Raw genomic sequence first — 14234 nt, 5'->3', positions numbered from 1 at the left:
TGCTACTATCCTTTTTAGAGGTATCATTCAACAAGGGTTCGAACAGTACACTAGGGCTAATATCACAAATATGTCAACACCTTGTCGTAGTGAACCTTTTGATGAATGAAGATAATTTTTGCAAAAATCACAAAATACTATATGTGAACTTTATCACATGAAAAAAACGAGTGCAACGGCTCTTATGATCTTTTTCGATGTTCAGAATCGACTACATAAGGTCTTAATGCATCTGCTGTCATTGGGAAACGGACAAGTACGCGAAGCATCGCTGTTGGAAAGAACGGAATAAGCGGCCATAAATATGGCGCTTGCATCGGACGTAATGAACATAAATACGTAAATAATATAAAGATCCCGATAAATAACCCATTAACTCCCCAAATTCCAGTCATTATTAACAACACTAGTCTAAAGAGTTTAATGGAGATACCTAGCTCATAAGAAGGAATAATAAAGGTCAGAATAGCTGAAACGGCTGTATATAACACTACTTCTGGAGAGAATACCCCAACATCAATAGCAATCTGACCAATAATTACACCGGCAACTAACCCCATCGCAGTGGATAATGGAGATGGGGTATGAATGGCGGCCATCCTCAGAAATTCTATCCCAATATCGCCAATAAGTACTTGTAGTAAAATTGGGATATGTGATTTTTTCTTTGCCCCTAAAAAGGATAACTCATCCGGTAAATGTATCCCATGCGTTGCACATAAATACCACAAGGGCAATAATAATAAACCCATAATTGCTCCAAAATAGCGCATAAAACGGACGAAGGTTCCGACTGATGGTGCTTGCCTGTACTCCTCAGCATGCTGCAGTAAATGAAAGGCCGTTGCTGGCACGATAATGACAGAAGGAGACGTATCGACAATAATGGCTATATGTCCCTCAAGTAAATGCGCTGCGGTAATATCTGGTCGTTCCGTATAACGTACAAAAGGAACTGGATGAAACTTCTGTTTAAACAGCCATTCCTCTAGTGATTTATCCGTCATAGTCAAGCCATCATGATTAATTTGTTTAATGCGCTGTCGTAATTTATCGAGCGTTTCATCACTCGCAATACCCTTTATAAACGCTAGCGCGACATCGGTTTGACCGATTTCGGATATTTTATGTAGCTCGAAACGTAAATTACTATTGCGAATTCGCCGACGAATCAAAGCAGTATTTTGTGAAATACCTTCTATAAAGCCGTCCCTAGATCCACGAATAACCTTTTCATTGTCAGGCTCCGCAGGTGTACGTCCTGGATAGCTTCGAATCTCCGCAACATAGCCGTAACCACTTTTCGTTATAAAGGCTACTTGTCCACTTAATATTGATAATAAAATGGCTTCACGTTTGGTTTCCTCAGAACGACCTTGGAAATTAAAATAGGCTTCAAAATACTCCTTTTCATCCTCAATATCAATGTCCTCATCAGGTAACATATTGGAGAGTAATTGTGTTAACACTATTCCATCCACAAGTCCACTTATATATGCGCAAAGAACCGGCAAATCTTTGACAAATACATGTTTAATACTAATGTCAAACGATTCGCCGTCACCAAATTGCGCTTTAAGAAAATTTTCGGCTTCTTCTAAGCTGTTAAAAAGTTTATCTTTTTCTGTCATGCTGTCACCATTTTCTTAGATGTCTTTTTTTACTTCTTCCTCTTCAACTGTGGCACTTGTGGCCATCCAATTTTTTAATTGAGCAAGAATTTTTTTCTCTAATCGTGATACCTGGACTTGTGATATGCCTAGCCTGTTAGCAATTTCAGTTTGGGTACAATCTGAGAAATATCGTAAATAAATAATTGATTGCTCTCTTGGCTCAAGTCTTGTGAGCACTTCTTTTAATGGTATATAGTCAAATGGCTGTTCAGATTTTTCGTCCTTCATCTGATCCATTAAAGTAATAGAATCCCCTTCGCTCTCATACAATTGTTCATGCAAGGAAGCGGGATCTCTTAATGCATCTGAAGCTGTTACAATTTCCTCAGTTGTGACACCAAGAACCTGTGCTAATTCATGAATGGTTGGTGGATGCTCATTATTTTTAATGAATTCATCAGTTGCATGACGAATTTTAAAATTAAGCTCACGAATAGATCGGCTCACCTTCACCATACCGTCATCCCTTAGAAATCGCTGAATTTCTCCAATAATCATTGGTACCGCATATGTCGAAAATTTAACATCATACGTTAGATCGAATTTATCCACAGACTTCATGAGACCTATGCAGCCAATTTGAAATAAATCCTCGAGCTCCACGCCCCTGCTTGTAAAGCGTTGGACGATAGACCACACAAGCCTCGTATTCCCTTCAATCATTCGTTTACGAGCCTCATGATCGCCCTGCTGTGCACGTGCAATTAAATCCCGCATTTCTCCCTGTGACAATAGCTTATCGGACGACTGTTCTAGCGGCTTCAAAATTGCATCCTCACATTACCGGTGTGCGAACCGAGTAAAATTTCTTCGTAAACGTGACAGTTGTACCTTGTTGCCATTGGGACATTACGGTCAATTGGTCTGAAAAACTATCCATAATAGTAAAGCCCATACCTGAACGTTCCATCGCACTTTTCGTCGTAAATAACGGCTCCATTGCCTGGCTTACATCCTCAATTCCAATACCTTTATCCATAACAGACACAGTTACAATATCATCCTCACGTTTTGCATGAACTGTAATAACACCTTTACCATCCTCTTCATAACCGTGAATAATGGCATTAGAAACAGCCTCTGAGACAACCGTTTTAAATTCGGATAGCTCATCAATTGTTGGATCTAATTGTGCGATAAAACCTGTCACCGCTACACGCGCTAAGGCTTCATTTTCACTAATTGCTAAAAAAGTTAATGTCATTTCGTTATCCATTTACAATCCCCCTAACTCGATCAATCGCTTCTTCTTCAGTTGCATCCATCATCCACGGCCCTAAACCTGAAAATTGAAATACTTTTCGCATTGTCGGCGATGGATTCAATAAAATTGTTCGTCCAGCTACTGCCTCTAACTCACGCATCCGACCAAGCACTAAACCTACACCTGAACTATCCATAAAGGAAAGCCCCTCTAAGTTCCAAATGATGGTCGTTACAGTGCCTTGAAAAATTGCTGTAGAAATTTTAGCTCGAATTTGCTCTACTGCATGATGATCGAGCTCCCCAAATAAACGTATAACTACTGTCTCTCTTGTTACCATCTCTAATTGAAAATGCATGAATATCGCCTCCTCCTCGTGCAATTCCACATTCAATGTGGTGATTCCTTGTGGCTGACAGAACTAGTGCAAAGTCTTCCGAAATAGTGGCAAATCGACATACTTATAGCTTTTTAGGTTAAATTCAGTATGGGATAAATCAACATTTTTTAAACGTGGCAGGCATTTTTCACAAGAATTATTATTATGATCAGTTATGCCTCGGCATAATTGCGTCCGGAGGCTTTAGGCCAACCGATGTTTTTTGCGCGAAAGCGTAGCGGCAGCAAGGTGTTTAGACACATGCTGAAAAGTAACTTAAATCCGCATAACCACATATAGAGGTGGGAGACTTCTGTAACTGCCGTTTCACTTACGTTACATAAAACATCTGTACCTGTCGCTTTTACGTAGTCTATCCGGCACTTTGATGATTCTATCCGGCACTTCGACTTTTTTTTCCATCGCTTTGGCTTTTCTATCCGTCGCTTTGGCTTTTCTTTCCGTCACTTCAGCTCTTCTTTCCGTCGCTTTAGCTTTCCTATCCGTCGCCCTGGCTTCTTTCCGTCATTTTGACTCTTCTTTCCGTCGCTTTGACTTTTCTTTCCGTCACTTCAGCTCTTCTTTCCGTCGTTTTAACTTTCCTTTCCGACGCATTTCAGAGCAGAAAAAAGCGAGAACCCCCTTTGTTAAAGAGAGTTCTCGCTTCGTATTATTTATGCAATTGTATAAGCCTTTTGTACTTTTTCGATTGTTTCCTCATTGATTTGACGATTTGAATATAAATAAGCAATCGTCTCGTCAGCACGAACATGGTCGCCTTTTTTGGCAATCAATTGAATACCAGCATCATAATCAAGCTCAGATTCCTTTGTTAATCGACCTGCACCAAGACCAACGCTAGCTTCCCCGATTAGTAATGCATTAATCGTCCCTACAGTGCCTTCAATTGGTGCTTTAACAGCAACTTTATTTGCTGTGTCTTTTTGCAAGATATCTGCTAAATCGCCACCCTGTGCTACGATAAATTCCTCAAATTTTGCTGCAGCCGAACCATCCTCTAATACTCGTTTAACAGCTGCTGTTGCTTCAGCCTCATTTACTCCTGCTGCAACTTGGTACATAAGCGAAGAGATAATAATACACTCCTCAAGCAGATCCTCGTGCGTTTCGTCCATACGTCCACTTAATAAAGCAAATGCTTCTACTACCTCAAGCTTATTACCAATCATTTTACCAAGTGGATTATCCATATCACTAATATGCGCGACTACTTTACGCCCTAGTTTTTCACCGATTGCAGTCATCGTATCAGCTAAAACTTGTGCTTCTTCTTCTGTTTTCATAAATGCACCTGAGCCACATTTGACATCTAGTACAATGCCGTCTGCACCACTTGCTATTTTCTTGCTCATGATAGACGCAGCAATAAGTGGAATGGAATCGACAGTACCCGTCACATCTCGCAACGCATATAATTTTTTGTCAGCTGGTACAAGATTGCCTGTTTGACCAGCAACTGCAATTTTATGTTTATTGACATTGTCGATAAATTCCTGTGATGAAAGCTCTGTTTTTAAGCCACGAATTGATTCTAATTTATCGATTGTACCACCTGTAATGCCTAGACCTTTACCACTAAATTTCGCCACCGGAATATCTAGTGCAGCAATGATCGGCGTAACAATTAGTGTAACTTTATCGCCTACACCGCCGGTCGAGTGTTTGTCAATTTTAAAACCTTCAATAGAAGATAAATTAATAACATCTCCAGATTCTATCATTGCCTTTGTTAAATAAAATGTTTCATCATATGTCATACCCAATAAACGGATTGCCATTAGTAGGGAGCTTGCTTGATAATCAGGAATTGCACCAGTAGTATACCCCTCTACAAAATACTGAATTTCAGCCTGTGATAGCTCCTTGCCTTGCTTCTTCTTTTCAAATAGTTGTGCCATATTCATATCGAAAATCCCCCTTACTTCAGATCATTTAAGAAGCTTTTACCAAACTCTGGTGCTTCTACTTTGAAGTTTTCAGCAACTGTCGCTGCAATATCTGCAAAAGTTTCACGAAGTGTTAGCTCGTTACCACCGTTAAAGCGTGGTGAATAGACAATTAACGGTACATATTCGCGTGTATGGTCTGTCCCAGGGAATGTTGGATCATTACCGTGGTCCGCCGTAATGATTAGTAGATCATCTTCTGTCATTGCCTCAGTAATTTCTGGTAAACGTACATCAAATTCTTGTAGTGCGTTACCATAACCTAGAGGGTCACGACGATGCCCAAAATTCGCATCAAAGTCCACTAAGTTTAAGAAGCTTATACCATGGAAATCACGACGCACTACCTCTGCAAACTTATCCATACCATCCGTATTATTTTTCGTACGCACTGCATCAGTAACGCCTTCACCGTTGAAAATATCAGAGATCTTTCCGATTGCTATAACATCTAAGCCTGCATCCTTTAAAACATTCATCGTTGTGCGACCAAATGGCTTTAACGCATAGTCATGACGATTAGATGTACGTGTGAAGTTTCCTGGTGTGCCGATAAATGGACGAGCAATAACACGGCCAACTAAATATTCTGGTTGTAATGTTAGCTCACGAGCAATTTCACAAATTTTATATAATTCCTCTAATGGAATAATTTCCTCATGTGCAGCAATTTGCAAAACAGGGTCAGCAGATGTATAGACAATAATCGCTCCTGTCTCCATATGCTCCTTGCCAAAGTCATCAATTACTTGTGTTCCACTTGCAGGTTTATTGCAAAGAACTTTACGACCTGTACGTTTTTCAAGCTCTGCAATAAGCTCAGTAGGGAATCCCTCTGGATACACCTTAAACGGTTTATCGATATTCAACCCCATAATTTCCCAATGCCCTGTCATCGTATCTTTACCAACAGATGCTTCTTGCATTTTTCCGTAGTATGCTTTTGGTTTGTCGGTAGCTAGCATACCTTGTAATGGTTCAATGTTCGCTAAGCCGTAAGACTCCATATGTGGCATTGTAAGCCCATTCATTTTTTCAGCGATATGTCCGAGAGTATGTGAACCTACATCTCCAAAATCCGCTGCGTCTGGAGCTTCACCAATTCCAACTGAGTCTAATACTACTACATGGATTTTTTTAAATGGTTTATTCATAATTTTGCCTCCTAATCTCTTGTCTCTATTTTACCAAAAAACAGCGAAAAATAAAGGTCAGACCTCCGACTTACAAATAATTTTCTCTCTTAAGCGCGTGGATGAAATTGCTTATAAACTTCTGATAGTCGTGATTTACTAATATGTGTATAAATTTGTGTTGTGGAAATATCGGCATGTCCAAGCATCTCCTGTACTGCTCGTAAATCCGCACCGTTTTCCACTAAATGTGTTGCAAAGGAATGACGTAATGTATGTGGCGTTAATTCATGTTGGATGCCTGCTTTTAAAGCGTGCTCCTTCATTAATTTCCAACAACCTTGCCTTGTTAAACGTTTCCCTCTTTGATTAATAAAAAAAGCTTCTGTTTTTGGATATTTCCCTTGTAATTGACTCCGTGCACCATCTAAATAAGTACTTAATGCCGAAAGGGCGCTTTTTCCAAGAGGAATGATACGCTCCTTGCCTCCCTTACCAAAAACGCGTACAAAGCCCATCGTTAGGTGAATATCAGCTAAATCCAATGCAATCAGCTCACTAATGCGCATCCCTGACCCATATAATAGCTCTAACATTGCCACATCCCGAATGCCCTGAGGTTTGCTGCGGTTTGGTGCCGCTAATAAAGCTTCAATTTCTTCAATAGAGAGGACTTTTGGTAGCTTCTGCTCAATGATTGGCATTTCTAAATGGACTGTCGGATCTGTTTCGGCTCGCTTTTCTCGGAGTAAAAATTGATGGAAACTACGAATGGAGGAGATATGGCGGGCAACAGTACGACTTGTCTTTCCTTGCATACGTAACTGCTCTAAATGACGCAAAATGGTTGTCCTTTCCACTTTACGAAAATCAGACATTCTCTCCACTTCCCGCAAAAAGTTCACGTAATTTTCTAAGTCTCGGCGATAGGATGCTAATGTATTATCAGATAATTGTCGTTCTACTTGGATAAAATGGATATAATCCTCTATTGCATATTGAAATTCATTCATCACAGCGCCCCCTTACTGTCAATTATTCTCTATTTTAGCACGGCTATTCGAATTGTGCTAAAACGCCCCCCTAATCGTTTAGCTATTACACTAAAATACTAATTTTGAATAAAACAAAAAACTGCCCGATTCAATCTTTACTTAAGATTAAAACAGACAGCTTCTCGTTATTTTTCTTCATTCGATTCGTCGTTTTTATCATGACAGCGCCAGCAAATGCCGTGGAAAGTTAGTCGGTGATCCTTTATAATAAAATTCCAACGTCTTTCAACAACGGCTTCCACATCTTCAAGTAAATCTTCCTGAATTTCATCAACCGCACCACATTCGATACAAACAAGATGATGGTGGAAATGCGCAGCTCCCTCTTGGCGTAAATCATAGCGCGAAACGCCATCGCCAAAGTTGATTTTGTCGACAATTTTGAGCTCAGTTAGTAACTCTAACGTTCTATAGACAGTAGCAAGACCTATTTCAGGTGCCTTTTCTTTTACTAAAAGGTAAACATCTTCTGCACTTAGGTGGTCTTCCTCGTGCTCCAGCAGTACAGCAACTGTTGCTTCTCGCTGCGGCGTCAGCTTATAACTAGCACTATGCAACTGTTTTTTTATACGATCAATTCGGCTCTCCATGTGACGCCCCCCTAAACTCTTTCCATTATACCAAAGGAGTAAATCCTATTACAAGATAGTGATTAGATTTCAATATGCTTTTGTATGTTTTTACCTGATGATCAATTATGCCTCGGCATAATTGCGTCCGGAATCGGCTTTGTGCTGCACAAAGCATTCCTTTCCGATTCCGTGACACCCGCCAGAGGCTTTAGGCCAAAACGAAGTTGGTCACTCAGTCGTTGCCACAGGACGTGGCGTTCTTAGACTGAGTTCCTCTATTTCAGCGGATGTTTTTTGTACCGAAAGCGTAGCGACAGGTACAGATGTTTGGACACCCGTTGAAAGAAGTTAAATTTTCATGAATTGTTTCAATCAATTTATTACATAAGAAATAACAATAAACTCAGCCACTATTATGATGAAAAATGCGATAAAATTCAACAAAATTGTCCGACCATGTATCATTTTCCCGATTTTTCTCTTTGACCAAGCTGGTACAAGTAAATTGCATAGGTTTAGCAACAATATACAATAGATGAGCTGAAATGGAAACCACCAAATCGTATAAACCCAGAAAGCTTCAAGCTTTTGTAATAAAAAAACCGAGCTAAAGCCAAAAAAGGTAGCACGTATCGCTACTGTTACACGTACTAAAACCTTCAAGACACTATGTGTTGCCAGCAATAGTACAAGAGCTATTGAAACAGCAACAGGTAACACTAAACGAAATAGAGAATGCCTGTCCCCATTTGTTAAACGAGGCTCTATAAATGAAATAAAAGGCTCCGCATTCGGCCCACCAATAATATGAAATAAGATAACGCCACAAACAAAACTCATAGCAATAATGGAAGCGTGATAAAATATAGACACCGTACGAGACATAAACATGCTCCTTTTCTATCAAGGTTTGTACAGCTTATGCTCGTCCGCTTCTATTATGCTAAAGATTATTTTCTTATTGTGCCGCAAGCCAAAGTACTGCAAACGCTGTCTTGGCGTCAAATATACGCTCATCTGCAATCATTTGCCCCGCTTCTTCCAACGAAACTTCTAATAATTCGACAAATTCATCCTCATCTAGATCTGCTTTGTTTTCAATTTTATATAAATCTTTTGCCACAAATAGATGGATGATCTCATCTGCGAAGCCTGGTGATGTTGCAAACGCTTGTAAATAAGTTAAGCTTTGTGCACCGTAACCTGTTTCTTCCTCTAATTCGCGGCGCGCCGTCACAATCGGCTCCTCACCAGGTTCAAGCTTACCAGCTGGAATTTCAATAATTGAACGTTCTAAAGCTTTGCGATATTGCTCCACTAATACTAACTTTCCTTCATCGGTAACAGCAATAACTGCAACTGCACCAGGATGCTTTATAATTTCTCTTTTTGCAACATTACCATTCGGTAAAGTGACATCATCAACCTGTAGTTTCACAATTTTCCCGTCATAAATGGGTGTAGTCTTTGTCGTTTTTTCTTCAAACTTTTTCATTGACTATAACCTCGCTTGTTCTTCAGATATGTTCATTGTAACATTACAAGTAGAGAAATCGAAGGAGGGCATTGGCATGAAAAAAAGACAACTTGGCTCAAGTGAATTGTTTATTTCAGAGATTAGTTTAGGAGGCATGTCTCTTTCGACAGATAAGAAAAAGGCTGCTGATATCGTCGATATGGCACTAGATGCTGGTATTAATTACATCGATACAGCCGATTTATACGATTTTGGAGCAAATGAAGAAATTATTGGCGCTATTTTAGGAAAGCGTCGACAGGATGTTATAGTCGCTACGAAAGTTGGGAATCGATGGACTCAAGGTGTAGAAGGTTGGCATTGGGATGCATCTCCGTCTTATATAAAGGAAGCTCTACACGCTAGCTTGAAACGACTAGGTACTGACTATATTGATGTTTATCAGTTACACGGTGGTACTATTGAGGACGATTGGGATGGCATTATCGACACATTTGAAGATTTGAAAAAGGATGGCTTGATTCGAGAATATGGCATTTCCTCTATTAGACCAAATGTACTAAAGCGTTTTTTATCAGCAAGCTCTGCAAAAAGTGTCATGATGCAATATAGTGCTTTAGACCGTCGTCCAGAGGAATGGCTTGACTTTATCGCAAGTGAGAGGGCTTCCGTTGTAACACGTGGAACTGTTGCAAAGGGTTTACTAACAAATAACTGGAATGAACGTTTACAGCGTGTCAATGGCTATAACACATATACAGTGGACGAATTAACAGCGGTATTAACAGGCTTATCTTCACATTATGACGATTTACATGCACTAGCACTCGCCTTTAATCTAAAGGAACCTACTATAGCCTCAACAGTGCTTGGTGCAAGCTCACAGGAACAGTTGGCGCAAACACTCGCTGCCTACGAAAAAATGGATTCGATAACAGATTTTAAAGCATAAAAGAGCTAACAAAAGCCGGCCAATATATGGAACACCGATGAAAAAATGGCTTATCTTATTAGCATTTTTAGTAGTACTTGCGATTTCCTCTAGCATGACCTATGAACAACAGTCTATTATTCCTGAAATAAAGCAAATATTAGCAAATAAGCCGTTTGAAAAGCAATTATCTGTTTTAAAAATTCCTTATTGGGACACAGTTGTTTCTGTAGAAGAGCGTGGTTACTTTAAGTTTGTAGAATTTTTAATTCGGAAATTAACTCATTTTGTTGGGTTCGGCTGCATCGCACTTGGTATTTTCTTCGCATGGGGAAAACGCCGATTCGCTGCAGGTGTCGCTATTGCTGGGACAGCTCTTATTGCAACGCTTGATTGAGTTTCGTCAAAGCTTTACACCAGGACGCATGATGAGCGGACAGGATGTTATTTTGGATACAGCTGGAGCAATTGTTTTTGTTGGGATTGTTGTATTGGTGAGGAAAATTTTTAAAAGACAAAGGGCGCTTTAAATTTTATTAAAAGTCAAGAGTTAAAGTAATGCACTTAATAGATTGTGCAACATTATAATACGTTATTTTTAAGCTGAACTAATTTTGATATTAGTTCAGCTTTTATTTGTGTTTAAAGATATAGTCTGAAAATATTTAATAAAAATATAGTATATGTAAATTTTTCTATCAGTTATTCAACTAACGAAGCAATTTAGTTGAATAAGCACTTAGAAAAAGAGACAGTACCTATTTGGATACTGCTTCTTTTTCCTTAATACAATTACTAGTAGGGACTTTTAATTGTTTTGGTTCTATTAGATACCTGCCACTTACTGTAAAGAGAGGCCGAATGTAATTCTGATCTCTACTCGTTATTTTTCTGGTTTAATATAAGGTACGATTTGTGCAGTGGCACCTACTGAAGCTCCACGAACAAAACTTTGATTTTCTATGGCTTTAAAATTTTGCGATTGGCCAGTCAGCATTACCCCTAAAATTTCCACTTCATCCCATTTTTTATTTTTATTCGAATTTAAAAACTCTTGAATAGTTTTATTCCTACCACTATCATCATATTTTTTGAGCGCATCAATAAATCCATTATATGCATCTTTTGGTGAAGAAGATGGTTCAAATCCATAAACCGACACCCCTGAAGGTCCCTTACTTTCATCTGCAATTTGCGAGGCCATATACAACCATACAATGTTTAAATTATCAGGAATTTTTGCTTGTACTTCTTGTAATGTATATGGTTGATCAAAAGAAATAGCAACTTCCGCCACATAGTTTTCCATTTGTGAAACTTCACTGAGTTCATTTTGTATACCATCAAAATACTCTTGAATAGAAGGATGATAAAATGTCGCCACTTTATTTTTTGTTTGTTTATTATACTCATAAAAATCTGTGTCAGACCAATAAAAGCCCGGTACTAACTCATTGTTGTCAATATCCAAGCGAAGCCAATGAGGAGACAATTCTCAAATATTCGTGACTTGAAAGTAAGCGTATTCGAACTTTGCAATCCTCTGGAAGCTATTGGATCTCGTTGTAAACAAGTTGTTGAACTTATTGTACTAAGGAGGCAGGTTAGTTGAAGAAAGGAATAGATTTTCGTGGTAAAATAATGGTAAATAAGCGAGGTGTTCCGGTGAAAAAAGGCTCTTTTAAAAAAATACAGGTATCGCATTTGCAGTGATCGTAATTTTTATTACTGTTATATGGTTATTTTCTGAAAAGTCTATTTCTTATTCAGAACCTCAAGAAGCTATATTTGCCGTTAAAAAAGATATAGAGTTAATTCCAGCCTATAAAATAAACAGTAATGCTCTTTTCTTTTTCATAAAAGATAAGAATAATCTAGGAGCTACGTGTGTACGAAAAGGACTTTGGGGATGGAAAGCAGACTTCCTTACTTGGGGCCCTATGGATAATAAAAGAAATCATGAAAAATTAAACGGTTATCAAGGATATGGTAAAAATCTACTATTTGGATTAATTAAAGATGGCGATGACCGACTTCTTCAACTTGATGATAAAAATGCTACAATACTAAATTTAGAAATGTTACCTGCTGAAGTCGTAGAAGAATACCAATTAAAAGGATTGTATATTTGGTACTTTGAAAGTGACACTGCTCTAGAAGAAGGAACAATCAAACTAATTAATAAAACCACCGAAGAAGTGCTAGATGAAATTTATTTATAAATAACTTGTGAAAATAGATGTTTTTTCGTTCTTAGTTAAAAGAAAGAAAAAATAAATACAGAGGGCGTTAGCCAATGAGAGCGTTAATTGTAACTAACAGGGGCTTGAGTTACATAGGCAGCTCTTTTTTCTTTATTGAACTATCGACGCAGGTTAGTTCAATAAGTGGCAAAAGGATACTGGGTTATACTATAGAACAAATAAGGAAGTAAAATAATTTTTTGGAGGTAATGGATGATTAAAGATTCGTGGTTTACTGTGCAACAAATTGATTGGAATACTTACGCAATTAGTGAATATGGACATTGGGAAAAGGTACATTCATTTTTATTATTGGGTAATCAAAAAGCGGTACTAATTGATACTGGTCTTGGAATTGATAATATTAAGAGAATTACTGACCAATTGACTACCTTTCCGATTGAGGTCATTACAACTCATGTCCACACTGATCATATCGGAAGTCATGGAGAATTTGAAAGGATCTATGTTCATGAGGGAGATAAAGATTGGTTAGTGAATGGAATAAAAGGCTTATCAATAGGGCAAATTAGAAAAGATATTAGTAGAGATATAACATTACCTACTCCAAATACATTTAATCCAGACACATATCAACCATTTCAAGGGGAACCTACAGATTTGTTAGTTGATGGCGATGTAATTGAGTTGGGTAATAGAAAATTAGTCATCTATCATACTCCGGGACATTCTCCTGGTCATATTTGTGTTTTTGATGAAACAAACGGTTATTTGTTTACAGGGGATTTACTATATGATGAAACCCCTATATATGCTTTTTATCCTTCAACAAACCCTGTTGATTTAGTCAATTCATTGAAAAAAATTTCAGAGATACCAAATGTTTCAATGGTTTACGGTTCACATAATACTTTAGGGCTTGAATCAAAAATTTTAAAAGAAGTAAAAATTGCAGTTAAGTTTTTGAATGAAAATAAACTTACTAAATTCGGTACTGGAATCCATAAATTTAATGGTTTTAGCGTACAGTTTTAACGGTTCTTATTGAACGAAAGGTGCAGGCCAGTTTAACTAGCAGGCATGTGTAGAATCGTATCGGATTAAGCGACGCAGAAAGATAGGAATTCCCTTATAATAAAGAAATTTTAATATAAAAAATCGAAGGGGACTTGAATTATGTTTAGGTTATTTTAGAATTAATAAGAATAACTGGAATTTCATTGATTCTGGGTGGTATGATGGTGGCTTTGGTGAAATTAATCTATGCGAGTTTAGGGATAAATGTAGATAATACCAATGGTGGTTGGTTAGTTGGTATTTCAATTCTTATTTTAATTTTTGTGTTACATAGAAATAAATTTCAATTTTCTGGATTTTATAAAGGGCCAGGAAAAGTGAAGCTTCCAAAAAAAGTTAGTAATTCTCTAATTTTATGTTCAATTCTAATGATATTTATAGCTCCGTTCTTCAACTAACGCCCTTGTTAGTTGAAGTGTAATTCTTCACAAACTATTAGCAGGTTTCGTTAAAAGTCTTTTTTTATGTGACGGATTGTAATATTAAGTGCAACACCCAGAAGTCAATATAAAGGAAGCCCATAACGACCTCGTGTAGAATGTAGTTACCACACCAAATTCAA

The 14234-nt window shown here is 38.0% G+C and carries 13 protein-coding genes and 3 pseudogenes; 5 read left to right on the top strand and 11 right to left on the bottom strand.

The genetic code is table 11. The annotated features are described in order from the left end of the window. Positions 1-182: 182 nt before the first annotated feature. The 10 genes from ACQKOF_RS19990 to ACQKOF_RS19945 all read right to left on the bottom strand — a co-directional run bounded on the left by ACQKOF_RS19990 (position 183) and on the right by ACQKOF_RS19945 (position 9478). On the bottom strand, positions 183-1631 hold the full coding sequence (locus ACQKOF_RS19990; RefSeq protein ID WP_427560825.1) for a spore germination protein: 1449 nt from the start codon (positions 1629-1631) through the stop codon (positions 183-185). 15 nt (positions 1632-1646) lie between these two features. Continuing rightward, a complete protein-coding gene (gene sigF / locus ACQKOF_RS19985) occupies positions 1647-2438 on the bottom strand; it encodes an RNA polymerase sporulation sigma factor SigF (RefSeq protein ID WP_249075723.1) in 792 nt (263 codons plus the stop codon). Between the two features lie 10 nt (positions 2439-2448). Then, complete coding sequence (gene spoIIAB / locus ACQKOF_RS19980) at positions 2449-2889, bottom strand: anti-sigma F factor (protein WP_427560822.1); 441 nt, start codon at positions 2887-2889, stop codon at positions 2449-2451. After that, a complete protein-coding gene (spoIIAA, locus tag ACQKOF_RS19975) occupies positions 2882-3235 on the bottom strand; it encodes an anti-sigma F factor antagonist (protein WP_249075721.1) in 354 nt (117 codons plus the stop codon). The genes spoIIAB and spoIIAA overlap by 8 nt, the downstream gene beginning before the upstream one ends. Before the next feature lie 695 nt (positions 3236-3930). Continuing rightward, on the bottom strand, positions 3931-5181 hold the full coding sequence (locus ACQKOF_RS19970) for a thymidine phosphorylase (RefSeq protein ID WP_427560819.1): 1251 nt from the start codon (positions 5179-5181) through the stop codon (positions 3931-3933). A 14-nt stretch (positions 5182-5195) separates the two neighbouring features. After that, the gene (deoB, locus tag ACQKOF_RS19965) at positions 5196-6377 is read right to left on the bottom strand and encodes a phosphopentomutase (protein ID WP_427560817.1); all 1182 of its coding nucleotides are present in this window, start codon (positions 6375-6377) and stop codon (positions 5196-5198) included. A gap of 89 nt (positions 6378-6466) precedes the next feature. After that, positions 6467-7369 carry a site-specific tyrosine recombinase XerD gene (gene xerD / locus ACQKOF_RS19960; RefSeq protein ID WP_427560814.1) on the bottom strand — a complete coding sequence of 301 codons (903 nt, stop codon included), beginning with the start codon at positions 7367-7369 and terminating at the stop codon, positions 6467-6469. A gap of 167 nt (positions 7370-7536) precedes the next feature. Beyond that, positions 7537-8001 carry a Fur family transcriptional regulator gene (locus ACQKOF_RS19955; protein WP_323651268.1) on the bottom strand — a complete coding sequence of 155 codons (465 nt, stop codon included), beginning with the start codon at positions 7999-8001 and terminating at the stop codon, positions 7537-7539. A 354-nt stretch (positions 8002-8355) separates the two neighbouring features. After that, positions 8356-8868 carry a hypothetical protein gene (locus tag ACQKOF_RS19950; protein WP_427560811.1) on the bottom strand — a complete coding sequence of 171 codons (513 nt, stop codon included), beginning with the start codon at positions 8866-8868 and terminating at the stop codon, positions 8356-8358. A gap of 73 nt (positions 8869-8941) precedes the next feature. After that, a complete protein-coding gene (locus ACQKOF_RS19945; RefSeq protein WP_427560809.1) occupies positions 8942-9478 on the bottom strand; it encodes an NUDIX domain-containing protein in 537 nt (178 codons plus the stop codon). Positions 9479-9554: 76 nt separating this feature from the next. Here ACQKOF_RS19945 and ACQKOF_RS19940 point away from each other — a divergent pair. The 3 genes and pseudogenes from ACQKOF_RS19940 (at position 9555) to ACQKOF_RS19930 (ending at position 10921) form a co-directional block, all read left to right on the top strand. Continuing rightward, a pseudogene (locus ACQKOF_RS19940) lies at positions 9555-10453 on the top strand (aldo/keto reductase). Next, positions 10450-10798 (top strand): annotated as a pseudogene (locus ACQKOF_RS19935) (VanZ family protein); the annotation flags it as partial. The pseudogenes ACQKOF_RS19940 and ACQKOF_RS19935, both read left to right, overlap by 4 nt. Further along, positions 10772-10921 (top strand): VanZ family protein, encoded by a 150-nt coding sequence (locus ACQKOF_RS19930; RefSeq protein ID WP_427560943.1) that lies wholly within the window; start codon positions 10772-10774, stop codon positions 10919-10921. The pseudogene ACQKOF_RS19935 and the gene ACQKOF_RS19930, both read left to right, overlap by 27 nt. Before the next feature lie 353 nt (positions 10922-11274). Here the strand turns inward: ACQKOF_RS19930 and ACQKOF_RS19925 are convergent. Further along, a pseudogene (locus tag ACQKOF_RS19925) lies at positions 11275-11871 on the bottom strand (anti sigma factor C-terminal domain-containing protein); the annotation flags it as partial. A gap of 229 nt (positions 11872-12100) precedes the next feature. On the opposite strand from ACQKOF_RS19925, the gene ACQKOF_RS19920 reads away from it, so the two are divergent. Together ACQKOF_RS19920 and ACQKOF_RS19915 are read left to right on the top strand one after the other, a co-directional pair. Further along, entirely contained in the window at positions 12101-12613 is a 513-nt protein-coding gene (locus tag ACQKOF_RS19920; protein WP_427560806.1) for an aspartyl-tRNA synthetase, read from the top strand. Positions 12614-12847: 234 nt separating this feature from the next. After that, positions 12848-13630: an MBL fold metallo-hydrolase gene (locus ACQKOF_RS19915; RefSeq protein WP_427560803.1), complete on the top strand. Its 783-nt coding sequence runs from the start codon at positions 12848-12850 to the stop codon at positions 13628-13630. The last annotated feature ends 604 nt before the right edge of the window (positions 13631-14234 follow it).

It is taken from the genome of Lysinibacillus sp. NPDC093190, from assembly GCF_050280425.1.
Taxonomy (GTDB): domain Bacteria; phylum Bacillota; class Bacilli; order Bacillales_A; family Planococcaceae; genus Lysinibacillus.
The sequence above is the reverse complement of the archived record's forward strand: the minus strand, read 5'-3'. Positions and strand labels throughout refer to the sequence as shown.

What these genes read in the sequence shown, in the direction of transcription:
- ACQKOF_RS19990 (WP_427560825.1), bottom strand. Translation starts at nt 1,631, where the DNA reads ATGACAGAAAAAGATAAACTTTTTAACAGCTTAGAAGAAGCCGAAAAT.
- spoIIAB (WP_427560822.1), bottom strand. Translation starts at nt 2,889, where the DNA reads ATGGATAACGAAATGACATTAACTTTTTTAGCAATTAGTGAAAATGAA.
- spoIIAA (WP_249075721.1), bottom strand. Translation starts at nt 3,235, where the DNA reads ATGCATTTTCAATTAGAGATGGTAACAAGAGAGACAGTAGTTATACGT.
- ACQKOF_RS19970 (WP_427560819.1), bottom strand. Translation starts at nt 5,181, where the DNA reads ATGAATATGGCACAACTATTTGAAAAGAAGAAGCAAGGCAAGGAGCTA.
- deoB (WP_427560817.1), bottom strand. Translation starts at nt 6,377, where the DNA reads ATGAATAAACCATTTAAAAAAATCCATGTAGTAGTATTAGACTCAGTT.
- xerD (WP_427560814.1), bottom strand. Translation starts at nt 7,369, where the DNA reads ATGAATGAATTTCAATATGCAATAGAGGATTATATCCATTTTATCCAA.
- ACQKOF_RS19955 (WP_323651268.1), bottom strand. Translation starts at nt 8,001, where the DNA reads ATGGAGAGCCGAATTGATCGTATAAAAAAACAGTTGCATAGTGCTAGT.
- ACQKOF_RS19950 (WP_427560811.1), bottom strand. Translation starts at nt 8,868, where the DNA reads ATGTCTCGTACGGTGTCTATATTTTATCACGCTTCCATTATTGCTATG.
- ACQKOF_RS19945 (WP_427560809.1), bottom strand. Translation starts at nt 9,478, where the DNA reads ATGAAAAAGTTTGAAGAAAAAACGACAAAGACTACACCCATTTATGAC.
- ACQKOF_RS19915 (WP_427560803.1), top strand. Translation starts at nt 12,848, where the DNA reads ATGATTAAAGATTCGTGGTTTACTGTGCAACAAATTGATTGGAATACT.